Genomic DNA, 21775 nt, shown 5'->3' with positions numbered 1-21775 from the left:
AGTTTGATGAATAGCTCGTTCAATAAAAATATCTTAGACTTGCTGTATCATATTTCTATCTTTATTATTGCCTTGTCATTTCTGATCTAGGATTTCCTGGGCAAGCGCAAAAACTGACTTTTTTCGATAGTTTTGCGAAGTAGTCTAGAGATTTTAATTGTTTGAAGTGAAAGAAACAGGGACATAACTAGTTTAAATATTGTGGATGAGACAAAGGGTAAAACAACCTTTTGTCTCATCTTTTTTTATGAACAAAAATAAGAGGTTTTTTTAGCAGGAAAGCCTATTTATGATTTGGGCGACAAGGCAAGTGACCAAATGATGGAAATTGTAATAGTAGTAAATTAGAAAATACTTCTAGACAAAAGCACAAGTTTTTCATATACTAAATAAAACTTATAATTCTTATTAGAATACTATGGATTAAGAAGAGAGCGAGGTAAAGTCAGTGACCTTTGAAATCATCACGGTACTTATAGTTGTTGGAGTCATGTTAATTTGCTTGATTAAAGAGGTCACAAGGCCAGACTTTATCGTATTTTTAGCGCTTGCTTCATTATTGTTATTAGGTGTTTTAACTCCAGCAGATGCTGTAAAAGGTTTTTCAAACGAAGGGATGTTAACGATTGCCCTTTTATTTATGGTAGCTGGGGCAGTTCAACAAAGTGGTATGCTAAACCATCTTGTGTTACGAGCATTAGGCAATGGAAAAAAACAAAGACTGACGTTAATTAAAATGATGCTCCCAGTCTCAGGGCTATCCGCATTTCTAAATAATACACCCATCGTCGTAATGTTTACACCAATTATTCGAAATTGGTGTAAGGAACACAATATTGCGCCATCGAAATTTTTAATTCCATTATCGTACGCCACAATTTTTGGTGGAACCATTACCCTAATTGGTACATCCACTAACTTATTGGCTCATGGTCTCATGATTGAGAGTGGTATGAGTGGTTATTCAATGTTCCAACTTGCCATAGTGGGGATACCAGCTGCCTTAATCGGTATTCTATTTATGAGTACGATTGGCTATAAATTGTTACCAGAACGAAAATCATCGGATGTCACCTTTGATGAGAACACAAGAGAGTACCTCTCTGAATTAGTTGTGGAAGATAATGCTCCCATGATTGGAAAAACAATTGAAGAGGCTGGCTTGCGAAATCTTTCTGGCTTATATCTTATCGAAATTATTCGTCAGGACGGAGAAAGAATAGCCCCCATTACATCTAGAAATAAAGTGAAAGCTGGAGATAGACTGATTTTTACCGGACTGATTTCAACCATCGTTGAGCTTCAAAACATGAAAGGTCTCCGAGTAGAGACAGGCAAGTCTATTAAATTGGATGATTTGAAAAACGGGAACCAAGTCCTATTAGAAGCAGTTGTATCCAATCAGTCAAATTTAGTAAATAAATCAATTAAGCAAAATAGATTTCGTGTAAAATACGGTGGCGGTGTGATTGCGGTTCATCGAAACCAAGAACGAATCAATAGTAAGGTTGGTGAAATCGTACTACAACCAGGAGATACGTTGTTGATATTGGCTAGTAAAGATTTTGCAAGTCGCTGGTCTAGTTCTAAAGATTTTTATATTATGACACAAGTGAAGGACCAAGAGGTGGTTGACCATAAAAAATCGATTATTGCGATATCAACATTAATTGGTATGGTGCTTTTAGCTACATTTGAAGTGTTACCAATGTTTAAGGCAGCTACATTAGCTGTGATTATTCTTTTTTTAACAAAAACAATTACATTTGAATCAGTAAGAAAGTATGTTCAGTTTAATGTTCTTCTCTTAATTGCAAGTGCGATTGGAATCGGGATAGCTCTAGAACAAACAGGAACAGCGGCGTTACTTGCTGATAAACTAGTTAGTGTCACAGAAGGGTTAGGGGTAATAGGCATTGTCGCTATTATTTATTTAATTACAACGATTTTCACTGAAATTATTACAAACAATGCTGCCGTTGTACTAATGTTCCCGATAGCCTTAGCTACTGCCAATCAACTTGCAATTGACCCTATGGCGCTATTTGTAGCCATTACGGTAGCTGCTTCAGCTAGTTTTGCGACACCTATAGGATATCAGACGAATCTAATCGTGTATGGACCAGGAGGATACCGTTTCTCTGATTATTTAAAAGTGGGGATACCGCTCAACATTTTGTATTTACTTGTTACTGTAGCCATTTCATACTTTGTATGGCTTTAGGGTTGATATTAGGGTGAGTCAAAAGGTATAACAACCGTTTGTCCCACTCTTTTTAATACATAAGGTATAAAGTGAAAAAAAGTTCGCCGATATAATTAGCATATAATACTGTAATTAGAAATGGTAAAGAGCAGTCTTTTTTTTTTCAATGCATATTAGGTTTTCATATATTTTAAGTATAATACTTCTATTTTCTTGCCAGTTGATGTAAGATATTGTCATAATATAATAGAATTGAGGAAGAAAATTGAAAACTACACGTTTCATTCAACTTATCGGAATATGTATTGTTTTTGGTGCAATTGCAGCGCTTTTTTTTGTGAAGATGGAGGATACTGCAGAAGTCGTAATTGAGCAAGAGCAAACGAAGGTTTTACATGAAACGGTTGTTGAGGGAACAGAAACAGAGCCAGTACCAGAACCAATTGTAGAACCAGTGACAACAACAGCAACATTAGCCGCTGTTGGAGATGTTTTAATCCACAGTTCAGTGTACACAGATGCTTTTGATGGTGAAGCTTATGATTTTAAGCCTATGCTAGCCCCTGTAAAGGCACTTCTTGAAGAGGCCGATATTACATTTGCAAACCAAGAAACGGTTATTGGTGGGGTGGAACTAGGGTTATCTGGATACCCAAACTTTAATAGCCCTTATGAAGTGGGAGATGCTTTAAAAGACGCAGGTGTTGATATTGTTTCTACGGCAAACAATCATACATTAGACCGTGGCGAGCAAGCAATAATAAACGCGATTACACATTGGAATAAAATTGGGATGTTATATACGGGTTCTTATGAATCATTTGAAGACCAACAGGTGATACGTACGATTGAAAGAAATGATATTACGTTTGCTTTCTTAGCGTTTACGTATGGGACAAATGGAATTCCAATACCTACTGGAAAAGAATATTTAGTCAATTTACTTGATGTAGAATATATGACGGATGAAATAAAAAGAGCGAGACAAGAAGCAGACGTAGTCGTTGTAAGTTTACATTTTGGAAATGAATATGAACCTCTACCAAATGAAGAACAAAAACGAATAGCTCATGAGGTAGCAAATGCAGGAGCAAATATCATCCTTGGTCATCATCCTCATGTGCTCCAACCAGTTGATTGGATTGAAACGGATTCTGGTGAGAGTACATTTGTCATATATTCATTAGGAAATTTCTTAGCAGCTCAGGAAGGGATTGAGCGAGAGGTTGGTGGAATTGTTAGGCTTGAAGTGGAAAAAACAACATTCAAGGACGAAACGACGATAACAATCCGAGACCCAAGGTTCATACCTACCTATGCATCTAAACAAAATTGGAGAAATTACAGAGTATATCCATTGGAGGAAGTCGATAATAGCATTTTAGCCAATGCGAATGATTGGTATGATAAAACAATACAACACATGAATCAGTGGGTACCAGAGCTTTTATTTTCATTTGAATAAAAAAGTTTCAAAGATTGCTAGTCTATGAATAGTAAAAAAGCAATGGTCTAAATTCTTCGCTAATATAGCTAAAGCGAAGAAATAAGTCTCATTGCTTTTAAACCTTATAAAAATCTAAATATGAACGGGATTCGATATCTTTCACCTTCATAGGCCTTTACTGCTGCTAAAATGGTAAATATCAGTGCTGCTACCCCTATAATTGGTAGTATGAGTAAGCCTACAAGGAGTAATATTAGGATGCTTGCGATGACTCCATAAATAATATAGGAAATGAAAAAGTTAAAGTACTCTCGACCATGGTAATCAATAAATTCTGATTCATCTTTTTTAAGTAACCAAATTACGAGCGGTCCAATAAGTGCAGTGAAAAAACTTATCACATATATAAGCATTGCAAACATTCTTTCGTCTTTTTCAGACATAAAATCACCTCCTACTAAAGATTATTCTAGGTTATGCGACATTTTTCCTCCTTTTTGTTTTTAGATAACATTCCCTCCAATTTATATGATGTAAAGAAGAGGAATATCCAAACTTTTAATGGTTGCATTTAAGAATATTCGGTTAAGTACATTGAAAAAAAGCATTGACTTCTTAAGAAAAGAGATTAATATATTAATACAGATACAGAAAATGTAAGGCAAGAGAGGAAAGAGAATTAATGGAGAAAGTAAAAGCTTTATTTAGTCGGTCACAATTAATGCTAATAGCGATAGTAATGCTATGGTTCAAAACATATATCCTATACAAAGTCGGGTTTAAAATCAATACAACAAACACAGTTCAAGAATTTTTACTATTTATAAATCCCCTTAGTTCAGCGATGATTCTTTTTGGTTTTTGTTTATTTTTTGGATATAAAAATAGAAATACGATGATTGTCGTGATAAGTTTTCTATCAACGTGTGTTTTATACTTTAACTTACTTTACTATCGGTTTTTTTCCGATTTTTTAACCTTACCTGTGTTATTTCAAACAAGTAACGCAAAAGATATATCGGGCAGTGTGATTGAGCTTGCGAGGTTTGTTGATGTATTGTTATTTGCTGACGTCTTGCTTCTTACATACCTTATTTTAGCTAAAAAGGTATCTATTGTACCGAAGAAGAAATGGGAACCTGTCGTTATGGCTGTTTTAGCAACAGGGATATTTTTCACAAATATCACGCTGGCTCAAATTGAACGACCTCAATTATTAACAAGATCATTTGACCGTGAAATGTTAGTTCAATACATTGGAACATTTAATTATCATGTGTATGATGCAGTGATGCAAACAAGCACAAAAGCACAACGGGTGTTTGCTGAAAGTTCAGATATACTTGAGGTTAAGCAGTATACCAAATCAAAAGAACTCCCGCCAGATCCTGAGTTGTTTGGTATAGCGGAGGGAAAAAATGTTATCGTCATTTCACTTGAGTCACTACAAACATTTGTGATTAATAATACACTGTACGGTGAAGAAGTGACACCGTTTTTGAATCGATTAATTGAAGATAGCTATTACTTTGATAATTTTTATCATCAAACGGCACAAGGGAAAACGTCAGATTCTGAGTTTTTATTAGATACTTCGTTATTTGGAAGAAGTAGTGGTGCGGTGTTCTTTACTCATTCAGGAAATGAGTACCAAGCTTTGCCAGAAACACTAGGGAAGCATGGGTATTTTACATCGGTTATGCATGCCAATAATAGGAGTTTTTGGAATCGAGATTTAATGTACAATTCTCTGGGGTATGATCATTTTTATGATATCGAATATTATGATGTTCATGATGAGAATTCAGTTGGCTGGGGGTTAAAGGATTACGATTTCTTTGAACAATCTATTGACTTATTGAAAAATCAACCTGAACCTTATTATACAAAACTAATTACATTAACGAACCATTTTCCTTTTGAGCTTGGAGAAGAGGATAGGCTCATTCCGGAATATCATTCAAATAGTCGTACACTAAATAGATATTTCCCAACGGTTCGATATATGGATATGGCATTTGAGCATTTCTTCGATAGACTTAAAGAAGAAGGAATCTATGAAAATTCTATTTTTATCATTTATGGGGACCACTATGGAATTTCAGAAAACCATAATAGAGCAATGAGTATGTATCTAGAAAAAGAGGAAATTACACCATTTGATACCGTTCAATTGCAACGCGTCCCATTATACATCCACATCCCTGGTCATCGCGACAATGAAGTTAAGAATACGGTATCCGGTCAAATTGACCTTAAGCCAACAATCATGCATTTAGTCGGTCTTTCAACAAAGAATTATGTACATTTTGGTTCTGACCTTTTTTCACCGAATCGTGAGTCCTTTGTTGTTCTTCGTGATGGTAGTCATGTCACAGAATACAATGTTCAAACAAGAGGTGTTTGTTACCGTAAAAGAGACGGTGCCGAACTAGACCCGCTTAATTGCAGTCGAAAAATGAAAGAAGCAGAAGAACATCTGGCTTATTCAGATAGGGTCGTGCTAGGCGATTTACTAAGGTTTGCTGCACCGAAGTGAGTAGATATGAAGAAGATAGTAAAAAGAGGTTGAGACAAAAGGTTGGTTTATTACCTTTTGTCTCAACCTCTTTATTTTACATGTTTTTTAATTGTTGTTCTGCTTCTTGGTCAGTATTTACTATCGAGAAAAGAAGGTCTAGTTTTGCAATGAGAAGCAATTTTTTGATGCTTTCATTTGAACAAACAACGACAGACTTTTCGTTTCCGAAACGTTTAGCGAACGTAACAAGGACACCGATTCCAGTACTATCTAAACGCTCTACGTCAGATATGTTTAGGATATATCCATTATCTTCATTTGTAATGGTTGAGAAAGTATTTCTAACATCTTCGGCAGTCTCATACACTAGCTGTCCATTTATTCCGACTACTTTTACTTGTTTATTTTCAACTTCAATCGTATTAATTTCAACTGATGCTTTTGCCATTTTTAATTATCCCTTCTTTCGTAGCGTGAAGATTTTTAAGCCTTCGTAATTTTGAGTGAACGTAAATTCATCGGTAAACAAGTTTATAAATAATAATCCTCTGCCTCTTTCTTCATAAAGAACGTCTTCAAATGTTGTTTCTTTTGAAAAATTAATCCGGTTTTCATCAAAAGGTTTACCTAATTCACTAATCTCGACGACAGCTTCATTGTTATCATAAGTCGCATGGATGAAAATCATTTGATTTTCTGCAGAAAGTCCCTTTGATGCTTCTAGGCTATTGATAAGTGCTTCTCGAACTGCGAAACAAAAATCTTCTGTAAAATAAAAGGGAGTCGATGAAAAGGAGTCATGAATTTGATTCATAACATCTTCGAGTTCCATTTTGGGGGGTATATATGTAATCTCAATATCTAAAATATTTGTCATAATTTTTACTCCTTACTTGAAATGATTAATTTAGCTCAATGGAAATAACACACAAATCATCAGGTAATTTATCTGGAAGTTCAACTGAATCAAGGACATAACGACTTAGTGTTTTTGTTGTCTTTTTATATTCTTTCAAACATAGTAACAGCTTTTGATTTACATCATCACCTATAATATCCCCTAACCCATCTGTATAAATAAGAATGGTTGCATCTTCTGGATAACAGATGATTCCTTTTTCAATAGGAGGATGTTCCATGAGGCCAATAGGAAGACTACCTTTATCCATAATATGCGGAAGTGTATCGTCAACCTGCATTAATCCTTTAGGATGACCAGCATTTACAAACTCAACTCGCTTGTTGTTTGTATCAATGTATATAATCATCGCTGTAAAATAACTGATGATTCCATCTGGGCTATTAAGAAGTGTATGGATATGACGATTAAGCTCTTTATAAATTAAAACTGGGTCTTGTACTTTCTTAAACAGTCCATGAAGCAAGGACCGAATGGACATACTTACAAGTGAACTTGCAATTCCATGACCCATCACATCGACTAAAATAACACCGTATTTCCCTTCATCAATTTGTACCCAATAGTACATATCACCAGACAAGTCTAATGAAGAATGGTATTCACAATCTATTTTAAACGATGGATGGTGGATTGGGTTGCTCGTAACCGATAATTGAACTTTTTTAGCTAAATCTCGGTCTTTTTGTCTTTCATTTTCTAATTCTACTAAGTCCGTAAGATCGGATAATGTGCCAATCGTCCCTAAAAATTCTTTGTTTTTATCGTATATAAAGGAAAAGACGAGACGCAACCATTTCTTCTTGCCACTTTTCGTGATATATTGAACCACTTGCTTAAAGTTGTCAGCTTTTCGTTCGACCAGATTTGAAAATAGTTTAGAAAAATGGTCTCGGTTAGCTGTTGAAACAAAGTTTAAAAAAGATTGGTTCAAGGTTTCTTCAACAGTATACCCCATTAAGTCTTCCCATGCAGGGGCAAGGAATGATATATTTCCTTGTTCGTCTGTTTGAATTACAACATCTTGTAGGTTATTGACTAAACTTAAATATCTTCTGTTCTCTTGTAACAACTTATCTTTCCACTTTGCTTCCACAAGTAAGGCATATCTCTTTTCGATTTCTTGTACAACTAACCCGGAAAAGGATTCGAGTAGTTGTAATTGATGATTTGTAAATGACTTTGGCTTGTGGTCACCTATACATAATGTACCTATTATATTTCCTTTACTAGTCGTTAAAGGAACACTTACATAAAAGTATATATTATGTTCTATAGCTATAGGATGGTTTTTAAATCGAGTATCATTCTCCATATTTTCAATAATAATTGCTTTTTTATCGGCAATTACATGTTGACAGATAGAATCATCTCTCATTATTTCTTTTATGTTAATACCCACACAGGATTTAATCCATTGACGGTCCTCAGTAATTAAACTAATTAATACAACAGGAACTGTAAAGACGTCACGAATCAATGTAGTAATATGGTCAAACTCTTCTTCCTGTTCAGTATCAACAATATAGAGTTGATATAATTCAGTTAGCCTCGACATTTCTTCTAGCTTTGATGAATACAAAGTGGAAGGTGAAAAATTTTCAACCATTTCTTTAATATTTTTTAACATGCATCCACCCTCTAATAAGTCTATGGTATAAATAATATCCTTAAAGTAATAGTATTAAATTACTACATCATAAGCAATAATTATTTTCTATACAAAACATTTAGATAAACATCTTCAAATTCCTTCATATTTTTTTCACAGTTTTTCGATACTATGTAACAAAGAGGAGGTTGGAGATGAAACGATTCGTATTTGCAGTATTTATTATTGTTTTACTTACCGGATGTAATGGAAGTGAGCTTGAAGGAGAAATCGAAAATGAGCGTGCAGTAGAAAGTGTATTTCATATTCATGACCTTGCTTTTGACCGTGAAGAAGAAGCAACTCTTTATGTAGGGACACATCATGGTGTGCTTAAAGTAAAACTGGATGAAGGCATGCAATGGCAAGGTGATATAAATGAACGTCATGACTTTATGGGCTTATCCATTACGCCTGACAATAGATTAATTTCAAGCGGTCACCCCGACAAGCGCTCAGGGATGAAAAATCCATTAGGGGTGTTAGTGAGTGATACAAAAGGAGAAACATGGGAAACTCATTCTTTATACGGGGAAGTTGATTTTCATTTAATCGAAGTCAATGAATTTAATTCTGATGTTATCTATGGACTCGATTCATTAGACGCTAAAATATATCAATCTACAGATGCGGGATTGACATGGACAATCATGGATGGCAATGTTCAAATTGACCCTAACCATTGGTTTGTATTTATTTCGAATTCATTGGATCCCTATCATTTATTAGGAAGCTTCCGAGATGGATTGTACGAATCAAAAGATGGTGGACAAGAATGGGTTCCGTTAAATCGTAATCTAGGAATGGTTGCAGTAGACCACTTAGACCAAGAGACGTTGCTTGCCTACGGAATCGGTGGGATAGAGGGATTAATGACAAGCACAGATTTCGGAGCAACCTGGGAGCCGTTTGAAACGGAACCAATTCAAGGTCAAATCGTTTCAATAGCTGTTCACTCTTCTAATCGAGATGTGATTGCGGTTGGTACGATGGATGACTCCATTTATATTACAACTGATGGTGGACACTCGTGGAACGCTGTTGTTCAAAAAGGAAAGCCCAACTTATAAGGAAGTAGGTATTGAACATGAAAAAGTTATTACTACCATTTTTTATATTAGTTTTTGCATCATTATTGGTAGCTTGTACAAATAATGCCCATGAAGATCATCAACAAAATGAAGAAATAGAAGAAGTGGATGAACACGACCATTCAGAACATGAACATCATCGTGAGATTAGTTTTGTGAATCGAGAAGCTGTAGAACAAGAAGCGCAGCAACCTCCTTCAAACATGAATGACCAAGCTGGTAATGGATTACTTGTTTCCAGTACAAAAAACACAACAAGATTAGCTGAAAATGACCCAATTACAATGTCAGTCATTGTTTCGCAAACGGTTTGGCCAGCTACTCATGAACAGAATCAACCGGGCACAGTTATACTGGCTCCATTACAAGAGTGGCGTTATTCACTAGCAGCGTTAACACTTGTTCATCACCCGAACGATGGCCCCCTTCTTTACTTTGATGAGTCGATTTCTGAAGAAGTACTTCAGGAATTGAATCGGTTACAGCCTAAGGGAAATGTCAATGGCACAGAAGTAATCGTGATAGGTGACATCGATGCTAGCGAATTGGATAAACTAAAAGAGTATGAAACAGAACAGGTATCAGCCGCTCATCCTGCAGAATTTGCATCCGTCATTGATGAATATTTTGCATCAATTATCGGTTCCTACACAAATGAAGTAATTATTGGCTCGCTTGAGGAAGAAGCTAAACCTTACTCCGTGCCAGTTGGAAATTGGATTGCTCATATGAATGAATCCATTCTATATGTTGATTCTCAAGGGATTCCAGAGGAAACAAAAGCAGCGCTAGAAAAAAGAAATTCAAATGCAATGATGTATGTGGTAGGGCCAGAGTCTATTATTGGTCCTGAGGTATTATCAGAATTAGAGTCGTTTGGTACGGTGATTCGAATTGATGGAGAAAATCCAGTTGACCAAGCAATAGCCTTTGCAACCTATAAAAACAACAACACAAACTTTGGGTGGGGAATAACTAAGCCAGGTCATGGATTCGTTTTTGCACCGCTAGATTTACCAGAGTTAGCGATTGCGGCAGCGCCTTTTGCCCATCTCGGAAAGCATACACCGATGTTATGGATTGAAGAAGGTGACAAGGTTACCACCTCTATATATCACTATTTAGCAACTGTGAAACCAGCGTTTGTCACTGATCCGACAGAAGGTCCATATAATCACGGCTATTTGTTAGGAGATATGTCGGTTCTTTCTTTTACTACTCAAGGAATCATTGATGAGAAATTAGAGATTGTTCCTGCATCAGGAGAAGACGCTCACGCTCATCATTAATAACTCATAACCAAGCAGTAAGCAAGTCCCTACAACCAGAGGTAGGTTCAAGCTTACTGCTTTTTTGAAAGCTACGATGATAGGGAATAAGGTGGACTAGTGTTTAGACTGAAATGACGTTAATTTGTTACAGTTAGGCAAAGTCTTTTTGTGTAAAATAAAAGATAGAGGGGGGACGCAAACATGGAAAAGAAAGTAGTACTTATAGTAGATGATGAGCTTGAAATGCGAAAGCTACTCTCGATGTGCTTATCACCCGATCAGTATTCAATTAAAGAGGCCGCTACTGGAGATGAGGCTCTGCATATCCTAATGGAAACGTCCATCGACATTGTCTTATTAGATATTATGATGCCTGAGAAAGATGGGTTTGATGTTTTAAAAGAAATTCGTGAGTACATTGATGGTGACGTTCCCGTTATCATGCTGACGGCTCTTGGTGAGTCAGAAAAAGTTGTTGAAGGTCTTCAATCAGGGGCAGACGACTATATTGTAAAACCTTTTGAGCCTAGAGAGTTACTAGCTAGAATCGAGTCCATACTCCGAAGAACCGGTCGTGGAAAACAAACAAAAGGGACAACCTATCAAATTCATGACCTTGTATTTGAAATGGAAAAAGCAAGAGTAAGCTTCAATGATACTGTGATCCCACTTACGAAAAAGGAACTTAATGTATTACATAGACTAGCAATGAATCCAGGTCGAGTGTTTAGTAGGGAGCACTTACTTGAATTAGAATGGGAAGGGTTTTATGAAGGAGACCAAAGAACAGTAGATGCTCATATCAAAAACATTCGAGAGAAGCTAAAAAAATGCCAATATACAAAGCCGATCGTTGAGACAGTATGGGGAATCGGATACCAAATGGTCGAAGAGATAGACAGGTGATGAGATGAAGAACAGGTTTTCAACTAAAATTACGACCTTTGTCATCGTCATATTGCTTTTTGTCATTATCACAATGGTATATGCGTCCTATTTAATATCCGAGAACTTTTATAAAGAGAACCTCAGAAATGATGTGGAGCATCGATTGAGGTCACACGCGATAGCCATTGAACATCAGTTTGACTTACCAACGATTAACCATGTTTTTTTAATGGAGCAAAAAGAAGATGTTCACCTTGGTCTGTTTGACCAAAACTTACAGCTTATTCTGCAATCAGATTCTCTTGATGACGAATGGGTCGACACATACCGAGAATGGATTAAGGACCAACTAGCAGTAGAACATCCATTTCCGATAATTGATGATGTTCATACTGGAATTGGCTTTCACATCCCACACATCTGGGGAGTACACCCGATTGTCACCCAAGGAGAAATCCAAGGGTACTTGTTTATGGACCAAGATACTGAAAAGTTTGAAGCAACGAAAGCAAAACTGATCCAGCTATTTGGAATTATGGGGATCATAACATTTATTATTGGTTTTTTCTTGCTGATGTATCTTACGAATAAAATGTCTCGACCATTACGGGAAATGGGACGAGCCACTACTGAAATTGCCAATGGGAATTTTGAAAATATCCCTAAGGAAAGCGGAAGTGATGAAGTAGGTCAGCTGGCGAGGGATATTAAAAGCATGGCTCATCAATTAAAGGAATATCGAGATTCCAGACAACAATTTATTTCTCATATTTCTCACGATTTACGTACGCCAATTACTTATATTAAGGGGTACTCTGCTATTTTAAAGGATTCAGCTGACCTTAAAGAAGAGGAAAGGATCCGAACAGTAGAAGTAATTTATAATGAAGCTACAAGAATGGAACATCTTGTCCAAGATTTATTTCAACTATCAAAACTTGAAGAAGGAAGAATTGGGATTCAAAAAGAAAAGTTCCAAGCACTTCCTTGGCTCAGTCAATTAATTGAAAGTCGAACGATGCAACTAGAGAAAAAGAATGTAACCCTCAAGCTACGAAGTAATCAAGAAGACATTGTATTATTTGCTGATGAATTTCACCTTTCCAAGGCAGTTGTTAATTTGGTAGAAAATAGCATCCGATATTGTCAGTCAGGAGATGAGATTGAAGTAGCTGTCTTTAAAGAAGGGAAGCAGGTATGTATTAACATAACAGATACGGGTATTGGCATTCCTGAAGCAGACATTCCGCACATTTGGGACCGATTTTACCGAGTAGATAAAGCGCGAACAAGCCACAGTGGTGGGAGTGGATTAGGACTTGCCATTGTAAAACAAATTATCGAACTCCATAACGGAACCGTCACGGTTCAAAGTCAAGTTGGGGTAGGTACAACCTTTTCTCTATGCTTACCAGATTCTACATGAGTATGGTACACTAAAACGTCGATAACTTGATTAAGTCATAAAGGGAGGGATTACATATGAAAAAGGGTATTGTTAGTATAGGTGAAGCTCTAATTGATTTTATTCCACTAGATGAGACGAACACAGCTTACTACAAAAGTCCAGGAGGAGCACCGGCTAATGTTGCAGTAGGTTTAGCGCGATTAGGAGCGACATCAACTTTTCTTGGAAAAGTCGGAAAGGACGTGTTAGGTACGTTTTTGAAAGACGTGTTAGAAGAGTATGGTGTCAATACAGAATATCTATATTTAACCGAAGAGGCTAGAACGGGAGCGGTGTTTGTCACATTAGCTGCGAATGGTGAGCGAAGCTTTGATTTCTATATTGATCCAAGTGCTGACCGGTTTCTATCAGAGGAAGAAGTGAGTGAAGAGCTAATTTCCTCCAATAAAATGATACACTTTGGATCGATTTCGATGATAAGTGAGCCAGCTAGAAGTGCAACAATGAAAGCTGTTGAATTAGCTAAAAAACATCAAGTGATGGTGTCCTATGACCCTAATTTACGATTAGGGCTCTGGCCTAACCCAGAAGAAGCGAAAGAAACGATACTTTCTATGTTTAGTCAAGTCGACCTCATAAAAATCTCAGAAGAAGAACTTGAGTTTTTAACTGGTCAAACAGATATTGATGCAGGGGTTAACGTCTTATCAAGCTATAACATACCTATTTTGCTTGTTACTGTTGGAAGTGAAGGTAGTTATATTTTTAAGGATGGAGAAAAAGTAAAGGTTGAGGCTATGAAGGTGAATGCAGTGGATACAACGGGCGCTGGAGATGCTTTTGTGTCGGGTGTTCTTTATCAATTTAATCAATATGATGGAAATCCACTGTCTTTGCCTGCCGAAGAAATTGGGAAGTTTGCTGCCTTTGGAAGTGTTTCAGGTGGATTGGCCGCTTCCACAAAAGGGGCGATGACGGCGTTACCTACTTTAGCAGAGGTACAAAAAATCAGTAAGAGTCAAGGCTTAACAACGTAAATAACACTAGTAGGGTGGGGTAAAAAGGAAACAACCTTTTGTCCCACCTATTTTTTTGTCTAGTAACGTTGAGGGATAACATTAGCATTTATTTACCTTTTCGATTATTATTTTTAAAACAAACCAACAAGGAGATAGTTATGGATACAATTACACATACTCTATTTGGTCTAACAACGTACGGCGCAGTTAAAAAAGATGAAATGGACAAAAAAACGAAACAGGCTCTTTTGTTTTCTGCTATCGTAGCAAGTCAAATACCAGATATTGATATTGTTGCCAATGTAACAGAGACTGGGCGTATCATGGAACAAATGTGGCATAGGGGGCTCACACATTCGATTTTTTTAGCTCCTATTTGGGCGCTTTTAATATACGGGGTAGCTTATTTGATTTGGAAAAGGAAAGATAAAGTCATCCTATATTTAGCGCTTATTAATGTCTTAATACATATTGGTTCAGATGCTTTAAATACTTGGGGAACGGGATTTTTTGAACCTTTTTCATCAGCTCGTATCACATTAGGTTACATTCCGATTGTAGATCTAACGATATGGACGATTATGTTGTTTGGTTTTTTGTATAGTAAGTGGAATAAGAGTGTGCCAAGATGGAAGGTATGGCGAATGGTTTGGATTTTTATAGCGGTTCATGTGTTGTTCCAAGGGATTCAAGGACAAATCATTCATGAGCAAGCAAAAGAAAGATACGATGAGACAGCCCTTTCAGCAAGTTTTGTGCCATGGCATTTTACCGTAATTGGCAAAACTGGAGCGGTCGTAGACATGTATTCAACGACAGTTTGGGGAGAAAAAGAGGTTATAGAAACGATTTATTCCGAGGAAGAAGTTGATTTAACACCACTTTTTGAACAAAATCCTAAAGCAGAAGTGTTAATGCAATGGTCTCCTTTTGTTGTAGTCGTTGATAATGAAGAGAAGATTGGAATCTACGACCCTAGGTTTTATCGAAATGGAGAATCTTTTTTATTCGAGTTTATAACGAAGTAAAGTAAATACAAAGAGAAGGTGATGAAAATGAATATTGGCATAATAGGTTTGGGTGATATTGCGCAAAAGGCATATCTTCCTGTGTATTCTCGTATTGAAGGAATCACCCTACATTTGTGTACCCGCAATAAAAAGAAACTAGAGGAGATAGGTGCAAAATATCGGATAACTCATCTTTATACGAACATCGATGATTTACTAGAAAGTGGTATACAGGCGGCGTTCGTTCACTCATCGACAGAATCTCATGAAGAGCTTGTTCGGAAACTACTTATGAACGACATTCATGTGTATGTGGAGAAACCGATTACCTATCATTTCACTCAATCAAAAGCATTGGTAAAACTTGCGAAAGAAAAACAAACCGTCCTTATGACTGGATTTAACAGAAGATTTGCTCCAAGCTATCAATTATTAAAAGAGGTTCAGTACCCCAATACCATTGTGATGCAAAAGAATCGGTTGGCACAGCCTGCAGATATAAGAACGTTTATCTATGATGATTTCATCCATGTTGTTGATACGATACGATATTTGTTTCCTTATTCCATTGACCATCTTTCTGTATCAGGGATGGTCAAAGAGGGGTTACTGTACCATGTAGTTGTCACATTTAAAAATAAAGAAGGCCCCATAGCAATTGGAATGATGAACAGAGATAGTGGGACTAACGAAGAGAGAGTAGAAGTGATGAGTTCCATTGAAAAAAGAGTAACGTTGAACGTGAACGATACTTTTATCTATAAGGGGAAAGAAGCTACCAAACGTTTGACAAGCGATTGGGAGTCAACGTTACATAAACGAGGGTTCGAACAAATCGTTACAGCTTTTCTTCAAGAAATAAAAAAGAAGTCAGTGTATAGTGAGGATAGCCTTATCACTCATGAAATGTGTGAGTTTATTGTCAATGAGCTTACACAAATGGACTGAAAGCGAAACTACTGTCTACCAAAATATTATAGTAGTATTAAAAAAAGGAGTGCTTTTCTATTGAAAGGCGCTTTTTTTGAGTTTAATCTCGAAAAAAATCGACTGTTCGAGGCACGTTATTAGTGTTCTAACGACAAAAATACTACTTTTGGCTCTTATTTGGTAAAAGATAATAGGAAAAAAGTAATTGATTTTCACATATTTTTTCACATACTGTCTTTATTTTGTAATATAATGTTTTTATGTTTTTAATGATTAGGTCATTGAAACAAAAAATAAGTTGGAAGGGTGAAAAAATATGGCAAATGATTTTCAATCGAAAATCGGTGAGGGGTTATCTAAATTTCAAGGAGGGATTGAACAAGGGAAACAAAAGCTTCAAGTTACACAAGAGATGAATCGATTACGAAAAATGATTCAAGAATTATCTGTAAAAAAATCAGCGGTATTGTTGGAGCTTGGTCAGGTTACATATAAGCAAATCAGAGCAGAAGCTATTGCTGCAGAAGAACTTGTGACTATATCAGACCAGTTAGTTTCTCTTGACAAACAAATCTATTTAGCTACGAAACAACTATCTGAAATGAATAAAACCGAAGACAATGCAGTAGTTTGTGGGTCTTGTAATGAAGCCAATGGACCTAATGATAAGTTCTGTGGAAGCTGCGGGACACCACTTGAAAAACCTGCTGAAGTGGACCTTAGTGAAGGAATTTCATGTGTAACTTGTGAAGAAATCATTCCTAAAGAAGCAAACTTCTGTCCATGTTGTGGATCAAAGTCAGATAATAAAACAGCGTAATGTAGAGGAGGCGACGATTTGTACTGTAAACATTGTGGAACAAAAAATAGTGAAGATGCCCAATATTGTATTAATGACGGAATGCCATTAAAACCAGCAAGCACGGGTAGTCAAGTAGTCAACGTAAATAGTAAATTTTGTACATACTGTAGTCATAAAAATGAACCGGGTTCATTATATTGTTCAAATTGTGGGCAGTCTCTTGAAAAAATAGAATCAACGAAAAGAACTTCAAGCGAAGCGCCACAATTTGGGAATATAAAAAAGACTGTCCCAGTACCAACACAAATCTCAGGGATTTCTGGAATTTTTCAACCGGCTACGCTTATCCAGGCGGCTAAATATGCAGGCATCACGTTTGCCATATTACTAGTGCTTTCCTTTATTGCAAGTCTTGTTATTAATAACCAAGTGAGAGATTTGTTTTTAGCTGACATGTCTTCGTATGAGGCTGATATGTTCGGAGGGATTATCGACCAAATTAAAATTGTTTCGATGACAGATATTTTAATGCTTAGTCATATGGCGAGCTTAACGTACACCGCAGATGTGATGTTCTTTAATGTAGGCATTACGACTAAGGGTGGACTTTTTATCTTTTTAATTGTACCTGCGATAGCCTTAATCGTAACAGGATTTATTTATAATAAAAGGCACCCAGAGCTCGGTTTAATGGACCGCTTTTTCGCAGCGTTATCAATTTCCGTTGTTTATGCAGTTATAATAGGAATCATCGGGCTTTTTGCGGGGATTTCAGTCAGTGTTCCTGACCCATCTGGATTTTTAGGTGACATCACAGTATCAGCGGATTATTCATTTTTTGATGTTCTTTTTAAGGCGTTTATTATCAGTCTTCTGTTTACATCAATTGGTACTATGATTCAACTGCCGCAACATGCCAAAGAAGTTGGTGGAAATGCAACGTTTGGCATTTCTGTTCAAAGAGCGTTTGTTAACACGATAATCGGTATTGTGATTATGGCCGTGATTTCAACAGGTATTATGACTTCTAATGAACTAATTCAAGAAGAGGATATCCCAGCATCGTTTAAAACGGCTGTTGTTTCACAGTTTGGTGGATACTTTTGGAACCTTGGACAATTCAGTTCATTGAATTTTGAAACTCGTGCAATGCATGAGACGATTGATGCTAGCTATTCGATATTAGGTGGGGCGAAAGCGTCTGACCCTGAAATTACGATGGAGCTTCGTTCGATTGTTAAGGAATTGTTTGGAGGAAGTTTGTGGTACCTGTTTATCGTACCTGTGGTATTACATCTTTGGGCTGGAAATTACTTACGAAAAACGACGAATGGAAATATTTTAGTTGAAGTAGGTGTTTATGCGATTGTCTTTGGAGTTATTAATGCACTACTAACTTCAATGACCGCATTCTCTATGAGTACAAGAGGGTTTGACGCATTTAATCTATCATTGGGCTTTTCCATGCTTTCAGCCTTTTTCATTGGGGCAATACTAGCCTTTGCTGCAGCATATGTAGGTGTGATGATTACCAATAGTAAAACAGCTACAAGTGAATACGATAACCAAGCAAGCTAATCGACTGAGGGAAACTTGTCCAGCCAATCTTGTGATAAGTTTCCTTTTTATATGATTGATACGATAGGAGTGATTCAGATGAGATTTTGTAACCAATGTGGGACTCAAGTGCCCGAAGAAACGACGTTTTGTAACAATTGTGGTGCGAAGCTAGAAGCGAGGAAAACGAAATCACCTTCTTCAGCTTCTGGAAATCTTCCAAGTCTACCAGCTTTAACGAAAAAAACGAAAATCATAGCCGCTTCAGTTGTGGCTGTATTGTTTCTTTTCTTTGGTGCATATAAAGTAGGCGAAGCCATAACGGATAAAGATAAAAAACTAAATAGCTTTTTAGAGGCGGTTATCTCTGAAGATGTCGAAGGGGTGCAGAAGTATTTAGTATCTGCTGATCCAGAGCTTGAAGTAACAGAGCAACATGTGAGCGATTTAATCGCCTACTTCCAAGAATATCCTTATGAAAAAGAAGAACTACTTGCTACGTTACGCGAACAATCAAAGCATTACGACCTTGGGGGGCAAGGAAGATTTATCGAGGCGATGGGTAGCAACGTCGCATACTCGTATCTCATTAATCTACAAAAAGAAGGAAAGAAATTTTTACTGTTTGATAACTACGAGTTTCAAATTGAACCTGTAGAACTTAAGCTATATACAAATTATCCGGACGTTTCTTTTGTTCTTGATGGCAATGAGGTGGCTGGTAAAAAAGTAGAAGATGGATACATTTCCTTAGGTAAATTTTTACCTGGTAATTATAAAGTAAAGGGAATATTAGAAAATGAATTTTTGAATTTAGAAAAAGAAATTGATACAAACCTTTTTTATTCAAGTATTCATCACCTCATGTTTGATTTTGATGAGGTATATATAGAAACAAGTATTGAAAATGCCAGTGTTTTCTTAAATGGGAAAGAGACGGGCTTAACGTTATCGGCTTATGGTGAGTATTTTGGTCCGGTTTTAATTGATGAGTCAATGGAACTTCACCTAGAAGTGGAATCGCCTTTCGGTGTCATAAAAAGTAAACCCGTTGTTATTGATGGAAGTGAAATCTACCCTATTTTTACAATACCAGACAACCAATCGACTTTGATTTATGAGACAATTGATGGCTTTATCACGGATTACCGAAAAGCAAGGATAGAAAGAGATAAAAGAGTGATAAAGCATGCATCTTCCTCTCTTTCAGAGTCCATAATTGATGAAATAGACTGGATGAGAAGCTCAGACCAATATTATATTGGGTATGTTACTGAAAGAATAGTCGACCTTGACTCGGTAAAAGTAATACAAAACGAGGACGGTTGGTTTATGACATTAACGACTGCAGAAGATTGGGAAGAAAGTTACTTTTATATCGACCAGACCCCTACTCCACAATATAATAAACATTATATCCATTATTATTTGACCTATGACCACCCCAATAAAAAATGGGTAGTTGAAGCAATGGAAGGTGGATATGGTACTGAATTTGAGAATACAGAAGTGTTTACATTTAAAAAGGAAGACCAAGAAAGCGAAGTTGAAAATCTGTTATCAAATCTAAAAAAAGAAATAGCGAATTCAATTTCTCATGCGGATTTCGAATACTTTATGAGTTCTTATATTTCATCTGCTGTGAATGCGATTAATGCCAGAGATTTTTCGAGGATGTCACACTTCATTGATCCAAAAGCGGATGCCTATATAAAGGAAATGTCAGATTACATTGATTACTTAGAATCTAGAGGAATTTATGAAGACTTTATAAGTACAATTGTGACTGATGTTGAAAATATTGATGATGAGTTCTTTCATGTGACAACAGAAGAAACGTATGTCATTTATTACGAAAGTGGTTCAGCCTTATTAAAGACTTTTGAATCTGAATATCGTGTCCGGTTAACATCGGATGGACTCCGAGTCAATAAGTTAGAAAAAACGACAGAGCTTAGCAGTGTAGATTATTAAAAGAGGGTGGACAAAAGGTTGTACTGAACCTTTTGTTCCACCCTCTAAACAACGGGCTTTGTGGCGAGTGAAGCCAGTGCAAATGTTCTAAATTGTTATGTCCCTGTCCCAGCTTCTATGTTTTTCTCGTCAAATCAAATCTTACAAACATATCTGTTTGTAATTACAGCTTTGACACTTTTTCTCATGTTCGGTTTTCTTGAAAAAAGAAAGTTCGACGGGTTGATTCGTGTCTTCGTCAATCACATATTTATTCATTTCAACAACACTAAGCTCTATTTGTTTTCTAAGTGCCTCAATATCGGCTTCAGTAACCTGATATGTTTTGGATGTTCCAGACACTAAATATTCATTTCGGATTTCAATTTGCTCTAAAGGGATTCTTCTATTTTCTTTTACATATAAAGCATATAGAGCTAACTGCTTTTGGTCATCTGCACTTTCTTTGCCCGTCTTCCAATCAACAATAATCCACTTATCCCGTTTTAGGTCATGATATAAAAAATCCATCACTACGTAGACTTTCACTTGGTTAATCATCATTGTGTGAAATTGTTCGGCTTCAATGAATGTTAAGTTTTTATTCGTAGTAACCTCTGTAAACGTTTCACTCGCTAGAAAATGCTTTAAGCAAGCCTCTAGTCGCTCTTCAATTCTTTGTTTATCATGTGCTTGTAGACTACCAGAATAATAGATTTCATGAAGCATTTTATAACGACTTGGTTTTTGGAACCATAACTCTTTATTGCGAACCGAGTCAATAAATGCTTGATTTAATCCTTGTCGAACTACTTTTGTTAATTGCTCTTCCTCTGGAATCAATCCTGTTTTAATAAAATTACGAATCACCTTTTCAATGATATCATGAACAATTTCTCCAAAGTGAATCGGTAAGTTAGTGATCTTTTTCAGGCGATACGCTTCTTTGGCCTGGTCTGAGGAACCGTTAAGCCATCCGTTATGAGAAAAATAATAGTGAAATCCGTATTTTTTAGCGCATTCAAATAGGGTTTTGTGACGTGAATGAGACCAAGAGAATTCGGGATAAGCTTTTTTAGTAAACATAAAAACTCCTTAGATG

Annotated in this window: 18 protein-coding genes; 13 read left to right on the top strand and 5 right to left on the bottom strand. The window is 36.5% G+C overall.

Features of this window, described 5'->3' with window-relative positions; genetic code table 11:
• Positions 1–448: 448 nt before the first annotated feature.
• Positions 449–2224, top strand: coding sequence for an SLC13 family permease (locus tag BK585_RS13470; RefSeq protein WP_078553949.1), 1776 nt, complete (start codon positions 449–451; stop codon positions 2222–2224).
• Positions 2225–2471: 247 nt separating this feature from the next.
• A complete protein-coding gene (locus tag BK585_RS13465; RefSeq protein WP_245805833.1) occupies positions 2472–3671 on the top strand; it encodes a CapA family protein in 1200 nt (399 codons plus the stop codon).
• Positions 3672–3775: 104 nt separating this feature from the next.
• Here BK585_RS13465 and BK585_RS13460 read toward each other — a convergent pair whose 3' ends face one another.
• Positions 3776–4096, bottom strand: coding sequence for a DUF4870 domain-containing protein (locus BK585_RS13460; protein ID WP_078553947.1), 321 nt, complete (start codon positions 4094–4096; stop codon positions 3776–3778).
• Between the two features lie 239 nt (positions 4097–4335).
• Here BK585_RS13460 and BK585_RS13455 point away from each other — a divergent pair, with 239 nt between their 5' ends.
• Positions 4336–6192 (top strand): LTA synthase family protein, encoded by a 1857-nt coding sequence (locus tag BK585_RS13455; protein WP_078553945.1) that lies wholly within the window; start codon positions 4336–4338, stop codon positions 6190–6192.
• A 76-nt stretch (positions 6193–6268) separates the two neighbouring features.
• Here BK585_RS13455 and BK585_RS13450 read toward each other — a convergent pair whose 3' ends face one another.
• From BK585_RS13450 to BK585_RS13440, 3 genes are read right to left on the bottom strand one after another with little or no spacing between them, the layout of a single operon-like run.
• Positions 6269–6622, bottom strand: a complete 354-nt coding sequence (locus tag BK585_RS13450; RefSeq protein WP_078553943.1) for an STAS domain-containing protein — start codon at positions 6620–6622, stop codon at positions 6269–6271.
• Positions 6623–6628: 6 nt separating this feature from the next.
• Positions 6629–7051, bottom strand: a complete 423-nt coding sequence (locus tag BK585_RS13445) for an ATP-binding protein (RefSeq protein ID WP_078553941.1) — start codon at positions 7049–7051, stop codon at positions 6629–6631.
• Positions 7052–7076: 25 nt separating this feature from the next.
• A complete protein-coding gene (locus BK585_RS13440) occupies positions 7077–8723 on the bottom strand; it encodes a SpoIIE family protein phosphatase (RefSeq protein ID WP_078553940.1) in 1647 nt (548 codons plus the stop codon).
• A gap of 176 nt (positions 8724–8899) precedes the next feature.
• On the opposite strand from BK585_RS13440, the gene BK585_RS13435 reads away from it, so the two are divergent.
• The 10 genes from BK585_RS13435 to BK585_RS13390 all read left to right on the top strand — a co-directional run bounded on the left by BK585_RS13435 (position 8900) and on the right by BK585_RS13390 (position 20694).
• Positions 8900–9814, top strand: a complete 915-nt coding sequence (locus BK585_RS13435) for a WD40/YVTN/BNR-like repeat-containing protein (protein ID WP_078553939.1) — start codon at positions 8900–8902, stop codon at positions 9812–9814.
• 17 nt (positions 9815–9831) lie between these two features.
• Positions 9832–11124 carry an ArsR family transcriptional regulator gene (locus BK585_RS13430; RefSeq protein ID WP_078556822.1) on the top strand — a complete coding sequence of 431 codons (1293 nt, stop codon included), beginning with the start codon at positions 9832–9834 and terminating at the stop codon, positions 11122–11124.
• Positions 11125–11307: 183 nt separating this feature from the next.
• The gene (locus tag BK585_RS13425; RefSeq protein WP_078553938.1) at positions 11308–12012 is read left to right on the top strand and encodes a response regulator transcription factor; all 705 of its coding nucleotides are present in this window, start codon (positions 11308–11310) and stop codon (positions 12010–12012) included.
• A gap of 4 nt (positions 12013–12016) precedes the next feature.
• Positions 12017–13420 (top strand): sensor histidine kinase, encoded by a 1404-nt coding sequence (locus BK585_RS13420; RefSeq protein WP_078553937.1) that lies wholly within the window; start codon positions 12017–12019, stop codon positions 13418–13420.
• A 56-nt stretch (positions 13421–13476) separates the two neighbouring features.
• Complete coding sequence (locus tag BK585_RS13415) at positions 13477–14439, top strand: aminoimidazole riboside kinase (protein WP_078553936.1); 963 nt, start codon at positions 13477–13479, stop codon at positions 14437–14439.
• 140 nt (positions 14440–14579) lie between these two features.
• Positions 14580–15449 carry a metal-dependent hydrolase gene (locus tag BK585_RS13410; protein WP_078553935.1) on the top strand — a complete coding sequence of 290 codons (870 nt, stop codon included), beginning with the start codon at positions 14580–14582 and terminating at the stop codon, positions 15447–15449.
• Positions 15450–15476: 27 nt separating this feature from the next.
• Positions 15477–16379: a Gfo/Idh/MocA family protein gene (locus BK585_RS13405; protein ID WP_078553934.1), complete on the top strand. Its 903-nt coding sequence runs from the start codon at positions 15477–15479 to the stop codon at positions 16377–16379.
• A gap of 298 nt (positions 16380–16677) precedes the next feature.
• Positions 16678–17181, top strand: coding sequence for a zinc ribbon domain-containing protein (locus BK585_RS13400; RefSeq protein ID WP_078553933.1), 504 nt, complete (start codon positions 16678–16680; stop codon positions 17179–17181).
• A gap of 18 nt (positions 17182–17199) precedes the next feature.
• Positions 17200–18741, top strand: a complete 1542-nt coding sequence (locus BK585_RS13395) for a zinc ribbon domain-containing protein (protein WP_078553932.1) — start codon at positions 17200–17202, stop codon at positions 18739–18741.
• Between the two features lie 78 nt (positions 18742–18819).
• Positions 18820–20694, top strand: coding sequence for a zinc ribbon domain-containing protein (locus tag BK585_RS13390; RefSeq protein WP_078553931.1), 1875 nt, complete (start codon positions 18820–18822; stop codon positions 20692–20694).
• A 141-nt stretch (positions 20695–20835) separates the two neighbouring features.
• On the opposite strand, the gene BK585_RS13385 is transcribed toward BK585_RS13390, so the two are convergent.
• The gene (locus BK585_RS13385; RefSeq protein ID WP_078553930.1) at positions 20836–21759 is read right to left on the bottom strand and encodes a RecB family exonuclease; all 924 of its coding nucleotides are present in this window, start codon (positions 21757–21759) and stop codon (positions 20836–20838) included.
• Between the last annotated feature and the right edge of the window lie 16 nt (positions 21760–21775).

It is taken from the genome of Bacillus alkalicellulosilyticus, from assembly GCF_002019795.1.
GTDB lineage: Bacteria > Bacillota > Bacilli > Bacillales > Bacillaceae_F > Bacillus_AO > Bacillus_AO alkalicellulosilyticum.
Note: the sequence above shows the minus strand (reverse complement) of the source record. Positions and strands in the feature narration are given on the sequence as shown.